Below are 18,344 nucleotides of genomic sequence, written 5' to 3'. Positions count from 1 at the left end.
CGGGTTCATCACGCTTCGTACAACCGTTCATGCCCGGTGGGTGACGCTCTGAACACGAAACGTGAAGAGGATCTTCCGTCCCTTCACTTCCGGTGACCACTTTCTGTATCAGCCATTGATACGGGCGGACGTGGCCCGACTGCGGTCTGAGAGAATTGGAACCGTGATCTCCCGAATCGATCTGCGCGGCGACGCCCTTCCCGAGGGCCCCGCCCTGCGCGACCTGCTGCCCCGAGCCGACTTCGACGTCTCGGCCGCCCTGGAGAAGGTGCGTCCGATCTGCGAGGCCGTGCATCATCGTGGCGACGCGGCGCTGATCGACTTCGCCGAGAAGTTCGACGGCGTGCGCCTTGGGTCGGTGCGGGTCCCGGCCCAGGCGCTCAAGGAAGCGCTGGAGCAGCTCGACCCGGCCGTGCGCGCCGCCCTGGAGGAGTCCGTCCGGCGGGCCCGCCTCGTCCACCGAGAGCAGCGCCGCACCACGCACACCACCCAGGTCGTGCCCGGCGGCTCGGTGACCGAGAAGTGGGTCCCGGTGGAGCGCGTCGGGCTGTACGCGCCGGGCGGCCGGTCGGTCTACCCCTCGTCCGTGGTCATGAACGTCGTGCCCGCCCAGGAGGCCGGCGTCGAGTCGATCGCGCTCGCCTCGCCGCCCCAGGCGGAGTTCGGCGGCCTGCCGCACCCGACGATCCTCGCCGCCTGCGCCCTCCTCGGAGTCGACGAGGTGTACGCGGCCGGTGGCGCCACCGCCGTCGCGATGTTCGCCCACGGCACCGAGTCCTGCCCGCCCGCCAACATGGTCACCGGCCCCGGCAACATCTGGGTCGCCGCCGCCAAGCGCTACTTCACCGGCAAGATCGGCATCGACACCGAGGCCGGCCCGACCGAGATCGCGATCCTCGCCGACTCCACGGCCGACCCGGTGCACGTCGCCTCCGACCTGATCAGCCAGGCCGAGCACGACCCACTGGCCGCCGCCGTCCTGGTCACCGACTCCGTGGAACTCGCGGACGCGGTTCAGGAGGAGCTCCGGCCGCAGGTCGCGGCCACCCGGCACGTCGAGGACCGGATCCGTCCGGCGCTGTCCGGCAGGCAGTCCGCGATCGTCCTCGTCGACGGCCTGGAGGAGGGGCTGAAGGTGGTCGACGCCTACGGCGCCGAGCACCTGGAGATCCAGACCGCCGACGCCGCCGCCGTCGCCGAACGGGTGCGCAACGCCGGCGCGATCTTCGTCGGCCCCTGGGCGCCGGTCTCGCTCGGCGACTACGCGGCCGGCTCCAACCACGTGCTCCCGACCGGCGGCTGCGCCTGCCACTCCTCAGGTCTGTCCGTCCAGTCCTTCCTGCGCGGCATCCACATCGTCGACTACACGCAGGACGCGCTCGCCGAGGTCGCCCATCACGTGGTGACGCTGGCGGAGGCGGAGGACCTGCCGGCACACGGCGCGGCCATCAAGGCAAGGTTCGGCTGGAAGGTACCGACGAGCAAGTGAGCTTCGGAATCGACGATCTTCCCGTACGGGACGAGCTGCGCGGCAAGTCCCCTTACGGAGCGCCCCAGCTGGACGTCCCCGTGCGGCTGAACACCAACGAGAACCCCTACCCGCTGCCCGAGCCGCTGGTCGAGCGGATCACCGAGCGGGTCCGCGAGGCCGCCCGGAACCTCAACCGCTACCCGGACCGGGACGCGGTCGAGCTGCGCACCCGGCTCGCCGAGTACCTGACGAAGACCGGTAAGCACCCCGTCGGGCCGGAGAACGTCTGGGCGGCCAACGGCTCCAACGAGGCCATCCAGCAGCTGCTGCAGACCTTCGGCGGACCGGGCCGCACCGCGATCGGCTTCGAGCCGTCGTACTCCATGCACGCCCTCATCGCGCGCGGCACGGGCACGGGGTGGATCCCCGGCCCCCGGGGCGAGGACTTCACGATCGACCTCGCCGCCGCCCGGAAGGCGATCGCCGAGCACCGCCCCGACGTCGTCTTCGTCACCACCCCCAACAACCCGACCGGCAACGCGGTTCCGCCCGAGACGGTCCTCGCGCTGTACGAGGCCGCGCAGGCGGCCCGGCCGTCGATGGTGATCGTCGACGAGGCCTACGTCGAGTTCAGCCACGGCGACTCGCTGCTGCCGCTGCTAGAGGGCCGGCCCAACCTGGTCGTCTCGCGCACGATGTCCAAGGCGTTCGGCGCCGCCGGGCTCCGCCTCGGCTACTTCGCCGCGCACCCGGCGGTCGTCGACGCCGTGCAGCTGGTCCGGCTGCCCTACCACCTGTCGGCGGTCACCCAGGCCACCGCGCTGGCCGCCCTGGAACACACCGGCACGCTGCTGAAGTACGTCGAGCAGCTGAAGTCCGAGCGGGACCGGCTGGTCGCCGAACTGCGCGCGATCGGCTACGAGGTCACCGAATCGGACGCCAACTTCATCCAGTTCGGGCGGTTCGCGGACGCCCACACCGCCTGGCAGCGCATCCTCGAACGGGGCGTCCTGGTCCGCGACAACGGCGTCCCCGGATGGCTGCGGGTGACCGCCGGAACCCCGGAAGAGAACGACGCGTTCCTCGACGCGGTACGTGAACCGCAGTTTCTCGTGGGGGACGCCCCCACGCCCCCGAAGGAGCAGAGCGCATGAACCGCGTTGGGCGCGTCGAGCGCACCACCAAGGAGACCTCGGTCGTCGTGGAGATCAACCTCGACGGCACCGGCCAGGTCGACGTGTCGACCGGCGTCGGCTTCTACGACCACATGCTCGACCAGCTCGGCCGGCACGGTCTGTTCGACCTGACCGTGAAGACCGAGGGCGACCTGCACATCGACTCGCACCACACCATCGAGGACACAGCCCTCGCGCTCGGCGCCGCCTTCAGGCAGGCGCTCGGCGACAAGGTGGGCATCTACCGCTTCGGCAACTGCACGGTCCCGCTGGACGAGTCCCTCGCCCAGGTCACCGTCGACCTCTCCGGCCGCCCCTACCTCGTGCACACCGAGCCCGAGAACATGGCGTCGATGATCGGCGAGTACGACACCACGATGACCCGGCACATCCTGGAGTCCTTCGTCGCCCAGGCCCAGATCGCGCTGCACGTGCACGTGCCCTACGGGCGCAACGCGCACCACATCGTGGAGTGTCAGTTCAAGGCGCTGGCCCGGGCGCTGCGCTACGCCAGCGAGCGCGACCCGCGCGCGGCCGGCATCCTCCCGTCCACGAAGGGCGCGCTGTAGAGCATGAACGGCCTGTCCACCATCCTGATCGTCGTCGGCCTCTTCCTCGTCGGCGGCATCGTCTCCTTCGTCAAGCAGCAGATGCCCAGGAGCCTGATCGTGCTGCTGTCCATCGGCGCGGCGATGTGCCTGCTCGCCGGCGTGATGCGGCTGGGGGTGTGGAATTGAGCAACGCAGCGGCCAGGAAGGTCGTCGTCTTCGACTACGGCTTCGGCAACGTCCGGTCCGCCGAGCGGGCGCTGGCCCGCACCGGCGCCGAGGTCGAGATCACCCGTGACTTCGACAGGGCGATGAACGCCGACGGACTGCTGGTGCCGGGCGTCGGCGCCTTCGCCGCCTGTATGCGCGGCCTGAAGGAGGCGCGCGGCGACTGGATCATCGACCGCCGGCTGTCCGGCGGCCGCCCGGTGATGGGCATCTGCGTAGGCATGCAGATCCTCTTCACGCGCGGCATCGAGCACGGTGTGCAGACCGAGGGCCTGGACGAGTGGCCCGGCACGGTCGCGCCGCTCGAGGCCGACGTCGTCCCCCACATGGGCTGGAACACGGTCGAGGCACCGGCCGACTCGGAGCTGTTCGCCGGGCTGGACGCCGGCGCCCGCTTCTACTTCGTGCACTCCTACGCCGTGCACGACTGGCAGGTGGAGACGCGCAACCCGGCGATGCACGGCCCCAAGGTCACCTGGGCCACGCACGGCCGGCCCTTCGTGGCCGCCGTGGAGAACGGCGCCCTGTGGGCCACCCAGTTCCACCCCGAGAAGTCCGGCGACGCCGGAGCGCAGCTGCTGAACAACTGGATCGGAACCCTGTGATGGCTTCGAAGCTCGAACTCCTCCCCGCCGTCGACGTCCGCGACGGCCAGGCCGTCCGCCTCGTGCACGGCGAGTCCGGGACCGAGACCTCCTACGGCTCTCCCCTTGAGGCCGCCCTGGCCTGGCAGCGCTCCGGCGCCGAGTGGCTGCACCTGGTCGACCTGGACGCCGCGTTCGGCACCGGCGACAACCGCGAGCTGATCGCCGAGGTCGCCAGGGCGATGGACATCAAGGTGGAACTGTCCGGAGGCATCCGCGACGACGACAGCCTGGCCGCCGCCCTGGCCACCGGCTGCACCCGGGTCAACCTCGGCACGGCCGCCCTGGAGTCGCCCGAGTGGGTCGCCAAGGTCATCGCCGAGCACGGCGACAAGATCGCGGTCGGCCTGGACGTACGGGGCACCACGCTCCGCGGCCGTGGCTGGACCCGTGACGGCGGCGACCTCTACGAGACGCTGGAGCGTCTCAACAAGGAGGGCTGCGCGCGCTACGTGGTCACCGACATCGCCAAGGACGGTACGCTGCAGGGCCCCAACCTGGAGCTGCTGAAGAACGTCTGCGCGGCGACGGACCGCCCGGTGGTGGCCTCGGGTGGCGTGTCCTCGCTCGCGGACCTGCGCGCGATCGCCGGGCTGGTGCCGCTCGGTGTCGAGGGCGCGATCGTCGGGAAGGCCCTGTACGCGAAGGCGTTCACCCTGGAAGAGGCCTTGGAGGCGGTAGCCCAGTGAGCGATGTACGACGCGTCACCACCGGTGTTCCCTGGGAGGAGGCGTTCGGCTACTCCCGTGCGGTCGAGCTGCCGAACGGCCTTGTGCTGGTCTCCGGCTGCACATCAATAGTGGACGGCCAGATCGCCGGAGGCGGTCCGTACGAGCAGGCGGTCAACGCCTTCAACGTCGCGCTCGCGGCGCTGGGGGAACTGGGTCTCGGCCGCGACGACGTCGTGCGTACGCGCATGTACATCACGCATGCCCGGGACGTGGACGACGTCGGACGCGCCCACAAGGAGCTGTTCGACTCCGTCCGGCCCGCCGCATCGATGATCATCGTCTCCGGTTTGGTGGACCCCAGCCTGGTCGTCGAGGTCGAGGTGGAGGCGTTCCGAGGAGTGTCCGTATGACCTTGGCCGTACGAGTGATCCCCTGCCTGGACGTGGACAACGGCCGGGTCGTCAAGGGCGTCAACTTCCAGAACCTGCGCGACGCGGGCGACCCGGTCGAGATGGCCAAGGTGTACGACACCGAGGGCGCCGACGAGCTGACGTTCCTGGACATCACCGCGTCCTCGGGCAACCGCGAGACGACGTACGACGTGGTGCGGCGCACCGCCGAGCAGGTGTTCATCCCGCTCACGGTCGGCGGCGGCGTCCGCACGGCCGAGGACGTGGACCGGCTGCTGCGGGCGGGCGCCGACAAGGTGGGCGTCAACACGGCCGCGATCGCCCGCCCGGACCTGATCCGGGAGATCGCCGAACGCTTCGGCCGCCAGGTGCTGGTCCTGTCGGTGGACGCGCGCCGGACCCCTTCCCGCAACGGCTCGTCCCGCTCCTTCGAGGTGACCACGCACGGCGGCCGCCGCGGCACCGGCATCGACGCGGTGGAGTGGGCGCACCGGGCGGCCGAGCTGGGCGCGGGCGAGATCCTGCTCAACTCGATGGACGCGGACGGCACCAAGGACGGCTACGACCTGGAGATGATCGCCGCCGTCCGCAAGCACGTGACCGTCCCGGTGATCGCCTCGGGCGGCGCCGGCAAGCTCGCCGACTTCCCGCCGGCCGTCGCCGCGGGCGCGGACGCGGTCCTGGCGGCCTCGGTGTTCCACTTCGGGGACCTGCGCATCGGCCAGGTGAAGCAGGCACTGCGGGAGGCAGGACATCCCGTCAGGTAGTCCGGGCCGCGTCCGCGTACCCCGGGCGGGTCACCGCAGTGGCCGCCCGGGATCCCCGCAGGACACCGGGCGGCGGCTCGCCACGGCGCCGCCGCGCACCACGGCGCTCAGCACCACGGCGCTCAGCACCACGGCGCTCAGAAGCCCAGCTGCTTCGCCTCGGACAGCTTCGCGATCGCGTCCTTCTCGCCGTCCAGCTCCACGTGGGCCGCGCTCTGCCGGCCGAACGCGAACAGCAGCAGCTCCGCCGGCTCGCCCGTGACCGTCACCACCGGTGTGCCGCGGTGCGCGACGGCCGTCTGGCCGTCGGGGCGGCGCAGCACCAGGCCCGTCGGCACGCCCCGGCCCAGCAGCCGGGCGGTGCGCTCCAGACGGGACCACAGGGTCTCCTGGAAGACCGGGTCGAGCTCGCGCGGCGACCAGTCGGGCTGGGCGCGCCGGACGTCCTCGGCGTGGACGTAGAACTCGACGGTGTTGGCCGCCTCGTCGATCTGCTTGAGCTGGAAGGGCGAAAAGCGCGGCGGGCCGGTGCGGATCAGCTGGATCAGCTCCTCGTACGGCTTCGCCGCGTACTCCTCCAGCACCTTCTCCAGGCGGGAGGCGAGTGGCTTGATCAGCGCGCCCCCGGCCGCGTCGGGGCGCCGCTCGCGCACCACCACGTGCGCGGCGAGATCACGGGTCCGCCAGCCCTCGCAGAGGGTGGGCGCATCCGGACCGGCGGTCTCCAAGAGGTCGGCGAGCAGGAGCCGTTCACGCTTGGCAAAGGTCGACATGGAGTCAGCCTACGGCCACGCTGCGAGTCCGCCCACCGGACCGCCGCCCCTGGTCGTCCCTTCCGCGCGGCACAATGGCACCCATGACCAGCATGCCCCCACCCAGCAGCCTCGCTCCCGAGATCGCCGCGCGCCTCAAGCGCAGCACGGACGGGCTCCTGCCCGCCATCGCCCAGCAGTACGACACCGGCGAGGTGCTGATGCTGGGCTGGATGGACGACGAGGCGCTGCACCGCACGCTGACCACCGGCCGCTGCACCTACTGGTCGCGCAGCCGCCGGGAGTACTGGGTCAAGGGCGACACCTCAGGGCACGTCCAGTGGGTGAAGTCGGTCGCCCTCGACTGCGACGCCGACACCGTGCTGGTCAAGGTCGACCAGGTGGGCGCCGCCTGCCACACCGGCGACCGCACCTGCTTCGACGCCGACGTACTGCTCGAGGACGGCCTCTGCGCCGACGACGGCGGCACCGGTTCCGGCGTCCTCGCCCCGGGTCAGTAGGGTCGGCCGCCATGGACCTCGAGACGTTCCGCAAGCTCGCCACCGACCGCCGCGTCATCCCGGTCACCCGAAGGCTCCTCGCCGACGGCGACACCCCGGTCGCGCTCTACCGCAAACTCGCCGCCGAGCGCCCCGGCACCTTCCTGCTGGAGTCCGCGGAGAACGGCCGGTCCTGGTCCCGCTACTCCTTCGTGGGCGTCCGGTCCGCCGGGACGCTGACCGAGCGCGACGGCCAGGCCCACTGGCTCGGCACCCCGCCGGTCGGCGTGCCCGCCGAGGGCGACCCGCTCGCCGCCCTGCGGGCCACGGTCGAGACCCTGCACACGCCCAGGGACCTCGCCCACGACCTCGGCCTGCCGCCCTTCACCGGCGGCATGGTCGGCTACCTCGGCTACGACGTCGTGCGCCGCCTGGAGAAGATCGGTGCCGGTGAGCGGGACGACCTGAGGCTGCCCGAGCTCACCATGCTGCTCACCTCCGACCTCGCCGTCCTCGACCACTGGGACGGCACGGTCCTGCTGATCGCCAACGCGATCAACCACAACGACCTCGACACCGGCGTCGACGAGGCCTACGCGGACGCCGTGGCCCGCCTCGACGCCATGGAGGCCGACCTGTCCCGCGCGGTCGCCCAGCCGCCGGCCGTCCTGCCGCCCTCCGAGGTGCCCGAGTACACCGCGCTGTGGGGCGGCCCGGACTTCCAGGAGGCCGTGGAGGACATCAAGGAGCGCATCCGCGCGGGCGAGGCCTTCCAGGTCGTCCCCTCCCAGCGTTTCGAGACGCCGTGCACGGCGAGCGCGCTGGACGTGTACCGGGTCCTGCGGGCCACCAACCCCTCGCCGTACATGTACCTCTTCCGCTTCGACGGGTTCGACGTGGTCGGCTCCTCGCCCGAGGCGCTGGTGAAGGTCGAGGACGGGCGGGCCATGGTGCACCCCATCGCCGGCACCCGGCCGCGGGGCGCCACCCCGCAGGAGGACCAGGCCCTCGCCGACGAGCTGCTCGCGGACCCCAAGGAGCGGGCCGAGCACCTGATGCTCGTCGACCTCGGGCGCAACGATCTCGGACGGGTCTGCGAGCCCGGCTCGGTGGAGGTCGTCGACTTCATGTCCATCGAGCGGTACTCGCACGTCATGCACATCGTCTCGACCGTGACCGGCCGGGTCGCGGCGGGCCGTACCGCCTTCGACGTGCTGACGGCCTGCTTCCCGGCCGGCACCTTGTCCGGCGCGCCGAAGCCACGGGCCATGCAGATCATCGACGAACTCGAGCCGTCCCGACGGGGGCTGTACGGCGGCTGTGTCGGCTATCTCGACTTCGCGGGCGACTCCGACACCGCCATCGCCATCCGCACGGCCCTGCTCCGGGACGGCACCGCCTACGTACAGGCCGGAGCCGGCATCGTCGCCGACTCCGACCCGGTCGCGGAGGACACCGAATGCCGCAACAAGGCGGCGGCCGTCCTCCGCGCGGTGCACAGTGCCAACCGGCTCGGCTCATAGAGCCGTTCAGCCGGTGAAGGCCGCGGTGCCGTTCGGGACGCCGAGGCCGGACGGCCCGTCGTACCCGGCGGTACCGGTGCACAGGTACGAACCACCGCAGCTGCCGTCTGAGCCGCTGGTCACGTCGTACAGGGCCGAGGTGTGGGCGTACGGGAAGGACGCCGGGTACGAGCCGGAGGACGGGGCACCCGCCAGCGCGTAGGTGGCCGCGATCAGTGGCGCCGAGGCGCTGGTGCCGCCGAAGACCATCCAGCCGGTGGCCTGCCGGTAGCTGTCGTAGACCGCGACGCCGGTGTTGGGGTCGGCGACCGCGGAGACGTCGGCGACGGTGCGCCTCGCGCAGCCGCCGTCGGTCTGCCAGGCCGGCTTGGCGTCGTAGCCGGAGCAGCCCGAGCCTGCCCCGCTCCACACGGTGTCGGTCCAGCCGCGGGAGGTGGAGGCGGTCGTCAGGGACGTACCGCCCACGGCCGTCACGTACCTGGAGGCGGCCGGATACTCCACGCCGTAGCCGTTGTCGCCGGAGGAGACGGTGATGGCGACGCCCGGGTGGTTGAAGTACGAGGAGTCGTAGGTGGCGTCGCTGGAGGACTCGGAACCGCCGTAGCTGTTGGAGACGAACCTCGCACCCAGTCGCACGGCGGTGTTCACCGCGGTGCCGAGGTTGGCCATGCTCGCCGAACCGGCCTCGACCAGCAGGATCTTGCAGTTCGGGCAGGCCGCGCTCACCATGTCGAGGTCGAGCGAGATCTCCTCCGCCCAGCCGGAGTCGCCGCGCGGGTACCTGGTTGTGCCGTTCTGGTCGACCTTCTTGAAGCAGCCGCCCGCGGTGGTGCAGGCGGGCAGCCCGTACTGCGAGCGGTAGACGCCGAGGTCCGCCTCGGCGTTCGGGTCGTTGTAGGCGTCGACGATCGCCACCGTCTGGCCCGAACCGCCGGTCGAGGAAGGCAGGTTGTAGGCCGCCTGGAGCGAGGCGGGACCGTAGCCGGAAGGCGCGGCCGCGGCCGTGGGGCCGTTCTGCGCGGGTGCGGACCTGGGGGTGCCCGCGACGACCTTGAGCGCATTGCACGCCATGACGTCCTTCTGCGTCGGGGCCGCACACGAGTGCGCGACGGTGACGCCGTGCGCCGTGGACGCCGTGGACGCCGCCCGGCCGACCGGTGCGGCCAGGGCGAGGGCGGCCGTGGCGAGGGTGGCCGCGGCGGCAGCAGAAACGGTTCTGCGCAAGGTGCATCCTCCACGGGATGGGTGGATGGGGAAGAGGCGTGGGGGGTGCGAGGTGCAGCCGGGGCGTGGGGTGCGCGCGACGGCCGCGCAGAACCTACGGATGGCCGGACACGCCAGCAAGAGAGAAGTTGAATCGAGGACGTTCTTTTGCCGTTTTCCGGGAGATCCGTGTGCGGCCCGTGGGAGAACCATGGGGTGAAACCGGCCCGCACACGGGTTGACGGACCCGGGTGACGGTTCGCCCGGGGTTCAGGCGATAGTGGTGTACGTGACTGCCGTACCTCACCCCCGTTCCGAAGCCGCCGCCCCCGCCCGGTCCGGCCGCCGGAGCCTCGCCGTCGCCCTGCTGTGCGGTGCGCTCGGCGCGGCCGTGGCGTTGCTGGCGACCCGGCAGCGCTGGGCGGAGGGCACCGCGACGGTGGCCGGCGGCGCCTTCCCCCTGACCGCCAAGGGCAGCGAGGTCACGGGCGTGCCCGCGGCGCTCGCGATAGTGGGCCTGGCCGCACTCGTCGCCGTGTTCGCCGTCCGCCGCTCCGGCCGTCTCCTGGTCGCCCTCCTGCTCGCGCTCTCCGGCGCCGGCACGGTCGCCGCGGCCCTCTTCGGCGTCTCCGACAGCTCCGCCCTCGACGAGAAGGCCGCGCGGGCCTCCGGCGACACCGCCGCGACCGCCTCCGCACTCAGCCACACCGGCTGGCCCTACGTCGCGGCGGTGGGCGGCGCGCTGATCCTCCTCGCCGGCCTGCTCGCCCTGCGCTACGGCCGGCTGTGGCCGGCCATGTCCGGCCGCTACGAGCGCTCCGGGGCACCCCGCTCACGCGCCCCCCGGCCGGTGGACCCCGACCGCCCGGAGGACCTGTGGAAGGCCCTGGACCGTGGCGAGGACCCCACCGGCACGGAACCCGCCTGACCGCCGCCCGGCGCAGGCGGCCTCGGCGCTGCGGTGAAACGCGCACGCGAGGAGCCACCCCCGGTCACGTCGCGTGCGCGCGTACGGGACAATGAACCCGAGCGTCCGGCTCAGACACGTACAAGCAACGAGGAGCAAGTCATGGCGGGCAGCAGCCACGGTCACACCCCGGCCGCCTGGACCGGTGTCATCATCGCCTTCATCGGTTTCTGCGCCGCGGGCGCCTTCATGGTGATGGCCCAGCCGGTCGGCTTCTGGGCCGGCATCGGTGTCGTGCTGCTCGGCGGTGTCGTCGGCGGCATCATGCGCATGATGGGCCTCGGCCAGAAGAACGAGCACCCGGTGCACCAGGTCGCGGACAAGGGCCAGCCGGCCGGCGCCGAGGGCTGACGCCCGAACAGCGCACCCGTACGCGACGCCGAGGGGGGAGGGGCGGCCCGGTGCCGCCCCTCACGCGCGCGCACGCGCCGCACCGGGCAGAATGCGAGACGTGAACGCCGACAGCCACCGGGCGATGCGCGGCCGGACGCCCATTCCCCGCCCGAGGCACACGCACGACACCACGGCGAGGGTGCCGATGCACACCGCAGCCGTGCTGGGGCGGCTCGCCGTCCCCGCGGCGGTCCTGGGCGCCGTGGCAGCCGCCTTCGCGTACGTCGGGGCCGTGGACCCCAACCAGCCCGGTCACTACCCCGTCTGTCCCCTCCTGCGCTACGCCGGCGTCTACTGCCCCGGCTGCGGCGGACTGCGCAGCGCCCACGCCTTCGTGCACGGGGACTTCCTCGCGGCCCTGCAGGACAACGCCCTGGCCGTCGCGGGCTATCTGGCCTTCGCCGTGCTGTGGACCGCGTGGGCGCTGCGCGCGGTGCGCGGGCGGCCGCTGCGGATCGAACCCGGGCCGGCGCACCTGTGGAGCCTGGGCGCGCTGCTGCTGGCCTTCACGGTTGTCCGGAACCTGCCCTCCGGCGGCTGGCTACACCCTTGATCGACCGGCGAATGTCCAGGTAGTGGGACCGCCGTCAACCGGATGCGAGGACTGTGCCCCGCTCCGGATACCATCGCAGTGACCACTGGTTTCGTCCGCTTGATTGCCTGGTTCGCCGGATCCGCCGGATCCGCTGGATTTCCCGGATCCGCCGGATCTCCGCCAGGCGGGCCGCCGGAGGCCGCTCGACCGCTGGAACAGTCAACCCTCTGGAAGGGGGCCGCTCGCGTGAGTGTGCTCGACGAGATCATCGACGGAGTCCGTGCCGACCTTTCGGAGCGGCAGGCGCGCGTCAGCCTCGACGAGCTCAAGGAGCGCGCGGCGAAGGCACCCGCCGCCAAGGACGGGGTGGCCGCGCTCAAGGGCGAAGGCGTCAAGGTCATCTGCGAGGTCAAGCGCTCCAGCCCGTCCAAGGGGGCGCTGGCCGCGATCGCCGACCCGGCCGGGCTCGCCGCGGACTACGAGGCGGGCGGTGCCTCCGTGATCTCGGTGCTGACCGAGGAGCGGCGCTTCGGCGGCTCGCTGGCCGATCTGGAGGCCGTTCGCGCCCGCGTGGACATCCCGGTCCTGCGCAAGGACTTCATCGTCACGTCGTACCAGCTGTGGGAGGCCCGGGCCTACGGCGCCGACCTCGCCCTGCTGATCGTCGCCGCCCTCGACCAGCCCGCGCTGGAGTCGCTGATCGAGCGCGCGGTGTCCATCGGACTCACCCCGCTCGTCGAGGTGCACGACGAGGACGAGGTCGAGCGGGCGGTGGACGCGGGCGCCAGGGTGATCGGCGTCAACGCGCGCAACCTGAAGACGCTCGAGGTCGACCGCAACACCTTCGAGCGGGTGGCGCCCGAGATCCCGGACGCCCTCGTCAAGGTCGCCGAGTCCGGCGTCCGCGGCCCGCACGACCTCATCGCCTACGCCAACGCCGGCGCCGACGCGGTCCTGGTCGGCGAGTCCCTCGTCACCGGCCGCGACCCGAAGGCCGCGGTCGCCGACCTGGTCGCGGCGGGGGCGCACCCCGCGCTGCGGCACGGGCGGGGCTGAGACGGGCCGGTCACACCAGTGGCCGTACGCCGGTAGAGTTGCCGTGATGACGCTTCCGATCACCGAGCCCTCCAGGGACCCGTACGCCCGCCTCGCGCGCGGCTGCCGGCCCCGGGGCTGCCGTGCGCCCGCGCGTCGCGTGCACGGCCGGCGGGTGCGGTACGTCATCGGCGACGAGCCCGGCCAGGTGAACGGCATGCGATGGCAGCGGCGCGCCGAAGGGGCGCGGGGCTGTGCCCGGCCACGCGGCTTCGCCGAGTGCGCGCGACGAGCCGCGGACGGCCGGTAGCCGTCCGGACAAGCCCTGCCCCCACGGCGACGACTGGTGTCCACCCACTCACCGCACTCACCGTGAGGTTTCCGCATGCCCAGCGAGTTCTTCATTCCCGATCCCGAGGGCCGGGTCCCCAGCGCCGAGGGCTACTTCGGCGCGTACGGCGGCAAATTCATCCCGGAGGCGCTCGTCGCCGCCGTGGACGAGGTCGCCGTCGAGTACGACAAGGCCAAGACCGACCCCGAGTTCGCGCGCGAGCTCGACGACCTGCTCGTCAACTACACCGGCCGGCCCAGCGCCCTCACCGAGGTGCCCCGGTTCGCCGTGCACGCGGGCGGCGCCCGTGTCTTCCTCAAGCGCGAGGACCTCAACCACACCGGCTCACACAAGATCAACAATGTGCTCGGCCAGGCGCTGCTCACCAAGCGCATGGGCAAGACCCGCGTGATCGCGGAGACCGGCGCCGGCCAGCACGGGGTCGCCACCGCCACCGCCTGCGCGCTCTTCGGCCTGGAGTGCACGATCTACATGGGCGAGATCGACACCAGGCGGCAGGCGCTCAACGTCGCCCGGATGCGCATGCTCGGCGCCGAGGTCGTCGCCGTGAAGTCCGGCAGCCGCACGCTGAAGGACGCCATCAACGAGGCCTTCCGCGACTGGGTCGCCAACGTCGACCGCACCCACTACCTGTTCGGCACCGTGGCCGGCCCCCACCCCTTCCCGGCCATGGTCCGCGACTTCCACCGCGTCATCGGCGTCGAGGCCCGGCGCCAGCTCCTGGAGCGCGCGGGCCGCCTGCCCGACGCCGCCGTCGCCTGCGTGGGCGGCGGCTCCAACGCCATCGGCCTCTTCCACGCCTTCATCCCCGACGAGGGCGTGCGCCTGATCGGCTGCGAGCCCGCCGGACACGGCGTGGAGACCGGTGAGCACGCGGCCACCCTGACCGCGGGCGAGCCGGGCATCCTGCACGGCTCCCGCTCCTACGTCCTGCAGGACGACGAGGGCCAGATCACCGAGCCGTACTCCATCTCGGCCGGCCTGGACTATCCGGGCATCGGCCCCGAGCACTCCTACCTCAAGGACTCGGGCCGCGGCGAGTACCGCGCGGTCACCGACGACGCGGCGATGCAGGCGTTGCGCCTGCTGTCGCGGACCGAGGGCATCATCCCGGCCATCGAGAGCGCCCACGCACTGGCCGGCGCGCTGGAGGTCGGCCGGGAGCTGGGCGAGGACGGGCTGATCGTGGTCAACCTCTCCGGCCGCGGCGACAAGGACATGGACACCGCGGCCCGCTACTTCGGCCTGTACGACACCGACGCCGAGGTGGCCGCCAACGAGGCCGACACCGCCGAGATCGAGGGAGACGCCAGGTGAACGGGGCTGCATCGATGGGCGGGAAGGGCCGGCTGCTGACCGACACCCTCGCCGCCGCGAAGGCGGAGGGGCGCTCCGCGCTCATCGCCTACCTCCCGGCCGGCTTTCCGACCGTGGACGGCGGCATCGAGGCGATCAAGGCCGTCTTCGACGGTGGCGCGGACGTCGTCGAGGTCGGGCTGCCGCACAGCGACCCGGTCCTGGACGGCCCGGTCATCCAGACCGCCGACGACATCGCCCTGCGCGGCGGCGTCAGGATCGCGGACGTCATGCGGACGGTGAAGGAGGCCCACGCGGCCACCGGCAAGCCCGTGCTCGTCATGACGTACTGGAACCCGATCGACCGCTACGGCGTCGAGCGGTTCACCGCCGAGCTCGCCGAGGCGGGCGGCGCCGGGTGCATCCTGCCCGACCTGCCGGTCCAGGAGTCCGCCCTGTGGCGGGAGCACGCCGAGAAGCACGGCCTCGCGACCGTCTTCGTCGTGGCGCCCAGCAGCAAGGACGCGCGGCTCGCCGAGATCACCGCGGCCGGCTCCGGCTTCGTCTACGCGGCCTCGCTGATGGGTGTCACCGGCACCCGTGAGTCCGTCGGCACCCAGGCACAGGACCTGGTGCGGCGCACCCGGGCCACCGGCACCGGCCTGCCCGTCTGCGTCGGCCTCGGCGTCTCCGACCGCGCCCAGGCCGCCGAGGTCGCCGGCTTCGCGGACGGCGTGATCGTCGGTTCGGCCTTCGTCAAGCGGATGCTGGACGCCCCGGACCACGCGAGGGGCATCGAGGACGTCCGCGCCCTCGCGGGCGAGCTGGCGGCCGGGGTGCGCGGACAGGCGTAGGCGGCCGGTCCGCGAAGTCCGAGGGAACCCGAGAGGGCCCGGGGGAACCCGAGAGGGCCCGACGGATGGCGGTCACCCGAACGGGTGGACCTGGGACCGGGGAGGCGCAATGCGCCTCCCCGGTTCGTTCTGGGGGTGTGAGCGAGAACAACCATCACGGAAAGCGCACGGCCCGGGACCGGCTGGCGGTCGAGCGTGAGAAGCAGCGGGCCGCGGAGCGGCGACGGCGCACGCTGATCGTGGCCGCGAGCGTCGTCTGCGTCCTGGGCCTGGCGGCGGTGATCGGCGTGGTCGCCGCGAACTCCGGCAAGAGCGGCAAGAGCAGTGCGGCCGGCCCGATCGTCGCGCCCTCGGGAGCCCAGGGCAAGGACAGTCTCGCGATCCCGGTCGGCAAGGACGGCGCCAAGTCGACGCTCACCGTGTGGGAGGACTTCCGCTGCCCGGCCTGCCAGGCGTTCGAGGCGGCCTACCGCCCGACGATCCACGAGCTGACCGACGCCGGCAAGCTCAGGGCCGAGTACCACCTGGTCAGGCTGATCGACGGCAACCTCGGCGGCACCGGCTCCCTGCGCGCCGCCAACGCCGCGGCCTGCGCCCAGGACGCCGGCAGGTTCCCGGCGTACCACGACGTGCTCTACGAGAACCAGCCCAAGGAGACCGACGACGCCTACGCCGGCAACGACAAGCTCATCCAGCTCGCGAGCAAGGTCGGCGGCCTGAACACCCCGGCCTTCGACAAGTGCGTCGGAAACGGCACGCACGACAGCTGGGTCGACAAGTCCCACCAGGCCTTCCGGGCCGGCGGCTTCTCGGGCACCCCGACCGTCCTGCTGAACGGGAAGAACATCGGCCAGGACCGGACGATGACCCCGGCGAAGCTGAAGCAGATGGTGGAGGCGGCCGACAAGGGATGAGGAGCCGACAAGGGATGAGTAAGGGATGAGTAAGGGGCAGCAGCGGTGGCGGGACGTGCGGCCGTGCGGCGGGCCGCCTGTTATGGACCCGTAGCCGGGCCGCTCGACGTGGGCCCGCTCCGGCTGCGGTAGCGTCGACCTTGCCATGGAACTTGCCTACATTCCCAGCCCATCGCGAGGGGTGCTGTACCTCGGCCCCATTCCGCTGCGCGGCTATGCCTTCTGCATCATCATCGGCGTCTTCGTCGCCGTCTGGCTCGGCAACAAGCGCTGGATCGCCCGCGGCGGGCGGGCCGGCACGGTGGCCGACATCGCTGTCTGGGCCGTGCCGTTCGGCCTGGTCGGCGGCCGGCTCTACCACGTGATCACGGACTACGAGCTGTACTTCAGCGAGGGCCGCAACTGGGTGGACGCCTTCAAGGTGTGGGAGGGCGGTCTCGGTATCTGGGGCGCGATCGCGCTCGGGGCGCTCGGAGCCTGGATCGGCGCCCGGCGCCGGGGCATCCCGATGCCCGCCTACGCCGACGCCGTCGCGCCCGGCATCGCCTTCGCGCAGGCGATCGGCCGCTGGGGCAACTGGTTCAACCAGGAGCTGTACGGGCGCGAGACGCACGTTCCGTGGGCGCTGCACATCACCTCCTCGGCGGACGGCCGGGTGCCGGGGTACTACCACCCGACGTTCCTGTACGAGTCCCTGTGGTGCGTCGGCGTCGGCTTCCTGGTCATCTGGGCGGACCGCCGCTTCAACATGGGTCACGGCCGGGCCTTCGCGCTCTACGTGGCCGCCTACTGCGTGGGCCGCGGCTGGATCGAGTACATGCGTGTCGACGACGCCCACCACATCCTCGGCCTGCGGCTGAACGACTGGACCGCGCTGCTGGTCTTCCTGCTCGCGGTGACCTACATCTGGGTGTCCTCGAAGAAGCGGCCGGGCCGGGAGGCCGAGGTCGAGCCGGGCGTGGAACCGGTCGCCGGGGACACGCCACAGGACCGGGCGCAGGACCGGGCGCAGGACCGGGCGCAGGACCGGGCGCAGGACCAGGCCCGGGACAAGACGCGGGACGACTCCACCGGGTCGGTGGCCGCCGGGGACGCCGGGGACGCGAAGCACCCGGAGGACGACACGGACGCCGCGGAGGACGCGCCGGACCTGAAGGACGAGGCCAAGCCCGCCAAACAGGGCTGACGGCCCGTTCCACGACGGCGAGGGCGCCCGCGGCCCGTGCGGGCGCCCTCGCCGCATGTGATCAGCATCTGCGGGCCAGTGTCAGGGTCCGCTGCGCCGCCGCCACCACCGCCGCGTCGATGAAGCGGCCGTCGGGGAGGGCCTGCGCGCCCCGGTCCGTGGTGGCCGCCTTGATGATTGTCTCGGCCTCCTCCAGCTCGCGGTCGGTCGGGAGGTAGGCGCGTTCGATGATCGGGAGCTGACGGGGGTGGATGGCCGCGCGGCCGAGGAAGCCCAGGGCGCGGCCATGGGCGCAGGACGCGGCCAGGCCCTCCAGATCCCGGATGTCGGGGTGGACGGACTGGGCCGGCGGGGCGAGACCGGCGGCGCGGGCGGCCACGACCACGCGGGCGCGGCACCAGTCCAGGCCGGAGTCCTGCCGCACCCCGAGGTCGGCCCGGAGGTCCGCCTCGCCGATCGAGATGCCGCGCAGGGAGGGGTGCGCGGAGGCGATGGCGTAGGCATGCTCGATGGCCACGGCGGTCTCCAGGAGGGCGTAGAGCGGGGGACCCGGACCGTCTGCCGCGGACGGCCCCGCACCGGCTTCCGCCGGCTCGGTCTGTTTCACGATCCCCACCACCTGCTCCGCCGACGTCACCTTCGGCAGCCGCAGCCCGGCCAGGCCCGGCCGGGGTGCCACGGCCGCCAGGTCCGCGGCGGACAGCGGTCCGCCGACCGCGTTGACGCGCACATGGACCGGGACCGGCGGCGGCTCGGTCAGCAGTTCGGCCGTGGCGGCGCGGGCGTACTCCTTGCGGTCCGGGGCGACCGCGTCCTCCAGGTCGACCACGACCACGTCGGCGCCGGAGGCGAGGGCCTTGGCGACCACGTGCGGGCGGTCGCCGGGGACATAGAGCCAGGTCAGCGGGAAGGGGGCGATG

At 72.3% G+C, this 18,344-nt stretch carries 22 protein-coding genes; 19 read left to right on the top strand and 3 right to left on the bottom strand.

From position 1 onward, the window contains the following. Positions 1–163 precede the first annotated feature (163 nt). The 8 genes from hisD to hisF are packed head-to-tail and all read left to right on the top strand — an operon-like array spanning position 164 to position 5,914. Positions 164–1,489 (top strand): histidinol dehydrogenase, encoded by a 1,326-nt coding sequence (hisD, locus tag ACH4UM_RS09265; RefSeq protein ID WP_398175701.1) that lies wholly within the window; start codon positions 164–166, stop codon positions 1,487–1,489. Beyond that, entirely contained in the window at positions 1,486–2,625 is a 1,140-nt protein-coding gene (locus ACH4UM_RS09260; protein ID WP_398175699.1) for a histidinol-phosphate transaminase, read from the top strand. The genes hisD and ACH4UM_RS09260 overlap by 4 nt, the downstream gene beginning before the upstream one ends. Further along, complete coding sequence (gene hisB / locus ACH4UM_RS09255) at positions 2,622–3,215, top strand: imidazoleglycerol-phosphate dehydratase HisB (protein ID WP_398175697.1); 594 nt, start codon at positions 2,622–2,624, stop codon at positions 3,213–3,215. The genes ACH4UM_RS09260 and hisB overlap by 4 nt, the downstream gene beginning before the upstream one ends. Positions 3,216–3,218: 3 nt before the next feature. Beyond that, positions 3,219–3,383 (top strand): hypothetical protein, encoded by a 165-nt coding sequence (locus ACH4UM_RS09250; RefSeq protein WP_398175695.1) that lies wholly within the window; start codon positions 3,219–3,221, stop codon positions 3,381–3,383. Beyond that, a complete protein-coding gene (hisH, locus tag ACH4UM_RS09245) occupies positions 3,380–4,027 on the top strand; it encodes an imidazole glycerol phosphate synthase subunit HisH (RefSeq protein ID WP_398175693.1) in 648 nt (215 codons plus the stop codon). The genes ACH4UM_RS09250 and hisH overlap by 4 nt, the downstream gene beginning before the upstream one ends. Beyond that, complete coding sequence (gene priA / locus ACH4UM_RS09240; RefSeq protein WP_398175691.1) at positions 4,027–4,755, top strand: bifunctional 1-(5-phosphoribosyl)-5-((5-phosphoribosylamino)methylideneamino)imidazole-4-carboxamide isomerase/phosphoribosylanthranilate isomerase PriA; 729 nt, start codon at positions 4,027–4,029, stop codon at positions 4,753–4,755. Before hisH ends, priA begins: the two co-directional genes overlap by 1 nt. Further along, entirely contained in the window at positions 4,752–5,147 is a 396-nt protein-coding gene (locus ACH4UM_RS09235; protein WP_398175689.1) for a RidA family protein, read from the top strand. The genes priA and ACH4UM_RS09235 overlap by 4 nt, the downstream gene beginning before the upstream one ends. Beyond that, entirely contained in the window at positions 5,144–5,914 is a 771-nt protein-coding gene (hisF, locus tag ACH4UM_RS09230) for an imidazole glycerol phosphate synthase subunit HisF (protein WP_398175687.1), read from the top strand. The genes ACH4UM_RS09235 and hisF overlap by 4 nt, the downstream gene beginning before the upstream one ends. A 137-nt stretch (positions 5,915–6,051) precedes the next feature. On the opposite strand, the gene ACH4UM_RS09225 is transcribed toward hisF, so the two are convergent. Continuing rightward, a complete protein-coding gene (locus tag ACH4UM_RS09225; RefSeq protein ID WP_398175685.1) occupies positions 6,052–6,687 on the bottom strand; it encodes a TIGR03085 family metal-binding protein in 636 nt (211 codons plus the stop codon). Positions 6,688–6,761: 74 nt separating this feature from the next. Here ACH4UM_RS09225 and hisI point away from each other — a divergent pair, with 74 nt between their 5' ends. Continuing rightward, positions 6,762–7,187 (top strand): phosphoribosyl-AMP cyclohydrolase, encoded by a 426-nt coding sequence (hisI, locus tag ACH4UM_RS09220; RefSeq protein WP_398175683.1) that lies wholly within the window; start codon positions 6,762–6,764, stop codon positions 7,185–7,187. An 11-nt stretch (positions 7,188–7,198) separates the two neighbouring features. Beyond that, positions 7,199–8,689, top strand: a complete 1,491-nt coding sequence (locus ACH4UM_RS09215; RefSeq protein ID WP_398175681.1) for an anthranilate synthase component I — start codon at positions 7,199–7,201, stop codon at positions 8,687–8,689. A gap of 6 nt (positions 8,690–8,695) precedes the next feature. On the opposite strand, the gene ACH4UM_RS09210 is transcribed toward ACH4UM_RS09215, so the two are convergent. Next, complete coding sequence (locus ACH4UM_RS09210) at positions 8,696–9,913, bottom strand: peptidase S8 (RefSeq protein ID WP_398175679.1); 1,218 nt, start codon at positions 9,911–9,913, stop codon at positions 8,696–8,698. A gap of 259 nt (positions 9,914–10,172) precedes the next feature. Between ACH4UM_RS09210 and ACH4UM_RS09205 the strand changes: the two genes are divergently transcribed. The 9 genes from ACH4UM_RS09205 (at position 10,173) to lgt (ending at position 17,424) form a co-directional block, all read left to right on the top strand. Beyond that, complete coding sequence (locus ACH4UM_RS09205; protein WP_398175677.1) at positions 10,173–10,820, top strand: TIGR02234 family membrane protein; 648 nt, start codon at positions 10,173–10,175, stop codon at positions 10,818–10,820. Positions 10,821–10,961: 141 nt separating this feature from the next. Beyond that, complete coding sequence (locus ACH4UM_RS09200) at positions 10,962–11,210, top strand: HGxxPAAW family protein (protein WP_398175675.1); 249 nt, start codon at positions 10,962–10,964, stop codon at positions 11,208–11,210. Between the two features lie 187 nt (positions 11,211–11,397). Continuing rightward, the gene (locus ACH4UM_RS09195) at positions 11,398–11,805 is read left to right on the top strand and encodes a DUF2752 domain-containing protein (RefSeq protein WP_398175929.1); all 408 of its coding nucleotides are present in this window, start codon (positions 11,398–11,400) and stop codon (positions 11,803–11,805) included. Positions 11,806–12,033: 228 nt separating this feature from the next. Further along, entirely contained in the window at positions 12,034–12,843 is an 810-nt protein-coding gene (gene trpC, locus ACH4UM_RS09190; RefSeq protein ID WP_398175673.1) for an indole-3-glycerol phosphate synthase TrpC, read from the top strand. A 46-nt stretch (positions 12,844–12,889) separates the two neighbouring features. Next, positions 12,890–13,132: a tryptophan biosynthesis modulator TrpM gene (gene trpM / locus ACH4UM_RS09185; protein ID WP_398175671.1), complete on the top strand. Its 243-nt coding sequence runs from the start codon at positions 12,890–12,892 to the stop codon at positions 13,130–13,132. Between the two features lie 75 nt (positions 13,133–13,207). Then, positions 13,208–14,491 carry a tryptophan synthase subunit beta gene (gene trpB, locus ACH4UM_RS09180; protein WP_398175669.1) on the top strand — a complete coding sequence of 428 codons (1,284 nt, stop codon included), beginning with the start codon at positions 13,208–13,210 and terminating at the stop codon, positions 14,489–14,491. 14 nt (positions 14,492–14,505) lie between these two features. Then, positions 14,506–15,324 (top strand): tryptophan synthase subunit alpha, encoded by an 819-nt coding sequence (gene trpA / locus ACH4UM_RS09175; RefSeq protein ID WP_398175927.1) that lies wholly within the window; start codon positions 14,506–14,508, stop codon positions 15,322–15,324. A gap of 137 nt (positions 15,325–15,461) precedes the next feature. After that, positions 15,462–16,238 carry a DsbA family protein gene (locus ACH4UM_RS09170; RefSeq protein ID WP_398175667.1) on the top strand — a complete coding sequence of 259 codons (777 nt, stop codon included), beginning with the start codon at positions 15,462–15,464 and terminating at the stop codon, positions 16,236–16,238. Positions 16,239–16,383: 145 nt separating this feature from the next. Further along, positions 16,384–17,424: a prolipoprotein diacylglyceryl transferase gene (gene lgt / locus ACH4UM_RS09165; RefSeq protein ID WP_398175665.1), complete on the top strand. Its 1,041-nt coding sequence runs from the start codon at positions 16,384–16,386 to the stop codon at positions 17,422–17,424. A 61-nt stretch (positions 17,425–17,485) separates the two neighbouring features. On the opposite strand, the gene ACH4UM_RS09160 is transcribed toward lgt, so the two are convergent. Beyond that, positions 17,486–18,343, bottom strand: a complete 858-nt coding sequence (locus ACH4UM_RS09160) for an HpcH/HpaI aldolase/citrate lyase family protein (protein ID WP_398175925.1) — start codon at positions 18,341–18,343, stop codon at positions 17,486–17,488. Position 18,344 lies beyond the last annotated feature (1 nt).

The sequence above is a fragment of the Streptomyces sp. NPDC020801 genome, from assembly GCF_044334385.1.
Taxonomy (GTDB): Bacteria; Actinomycetota; Actinomycetes; order Streptomycetales; family Streptomycetaceae; genus Streptomyces.
The sequence above is the reverse complement of the archived record's forward strand: the minus strand, read 5'-3'. Positions and strand labels throughout refer to the sequence as shown.

Bases quoted from the DNA above. Each gene is read 5' to 3' on its own strand.
- hisB (WP_398175697.1), top strand. From the start codon at position 2,622: ATGAACCGCGTTGGGCGCGTCGAGCGCACCACCAAGGAGACCTCGGTC.
- ACH4UM_RS09250 (WP_398175695.1), top strand. From the start codon at position 3,219: ATGAACGGCCTGTCCACCATCCTGATCGTCGTCGGCCTCTTCCTCGTC.
- priA (WP_398175691.1), top strand. From the start codon at position 4,027: ATGGCTTCGAAGCTCGAACTCCTCCCCGCCGTCGACGTCCGCGACGGC.
- hisF (WP_398175687.1), top strand. From the start codon at position 5,144: ATGACCTTGGCCGTACGAGTGATCCCCTGCCTGGACGTGGACAACGGC.
- ACH4UM_RS09225 (WP_398175685.1), bottom strand. From the start codon at position 6,687: ATGTCGACCTTTGCCAAGCGTGAACGGCTCCTGCTCGCCGACCTCTTG.
- hisI (WP_398175683.1), top strand. From the start codon at position 6,762: ATGGCACCCATGACCAGCATGCCCCCACCCAGCAGCCTCGCTCCCGAG.
- ACH4UM_RS09215 (WP_398175681.1), top strand. From the start codon at position 7,199: ATGGACCTCGAGACGTTCCGCAAGCTCGCCACCGACCGCCGCGTCATC.
- ACH4UM_RS09200 (WP_398175675.1), top strand. From the start codon at position 10,962: ATGGCGGGCAGCAGCCACGGTCACACCCCGGCCGCCTGGACCGGTGTC.
- ACH4UM_RS09195 (WP_398175929.1), top strand. From the start codon at position 11,398: ATGCACACCGCAGCCGTGCTGGGGCGGCTCGCCGTCCCCGCGGCGGTC.
- trpM (WP_398175671.1), top strand. From the start codon at position 12,890: ATGACGCTTCCGATCACCGAGCCCTCCAGGGACCCGTACGCCCGCCTC.
- trpB (WP_398175669.1), top strand. From the start codon at position 13,208: ATGCCCAGCGAGTTCTTCATTCCCGATCCCGAGGGCCGGGTCCCCAGC.
- trpA (WP_398175927.1), top strand. From the start codon at position 14,506: ATGGGCGGGAAGGGCCGGCTGCTGACCGACACCCTCGCCGCCGCGAAG.
- lgt (WP_398175665.1), top strand. From the start codon at position 16,384: ATGGAACTTGCCTACATTCCCAGCCCATCGCGAGGGGTGCTGTACCTC.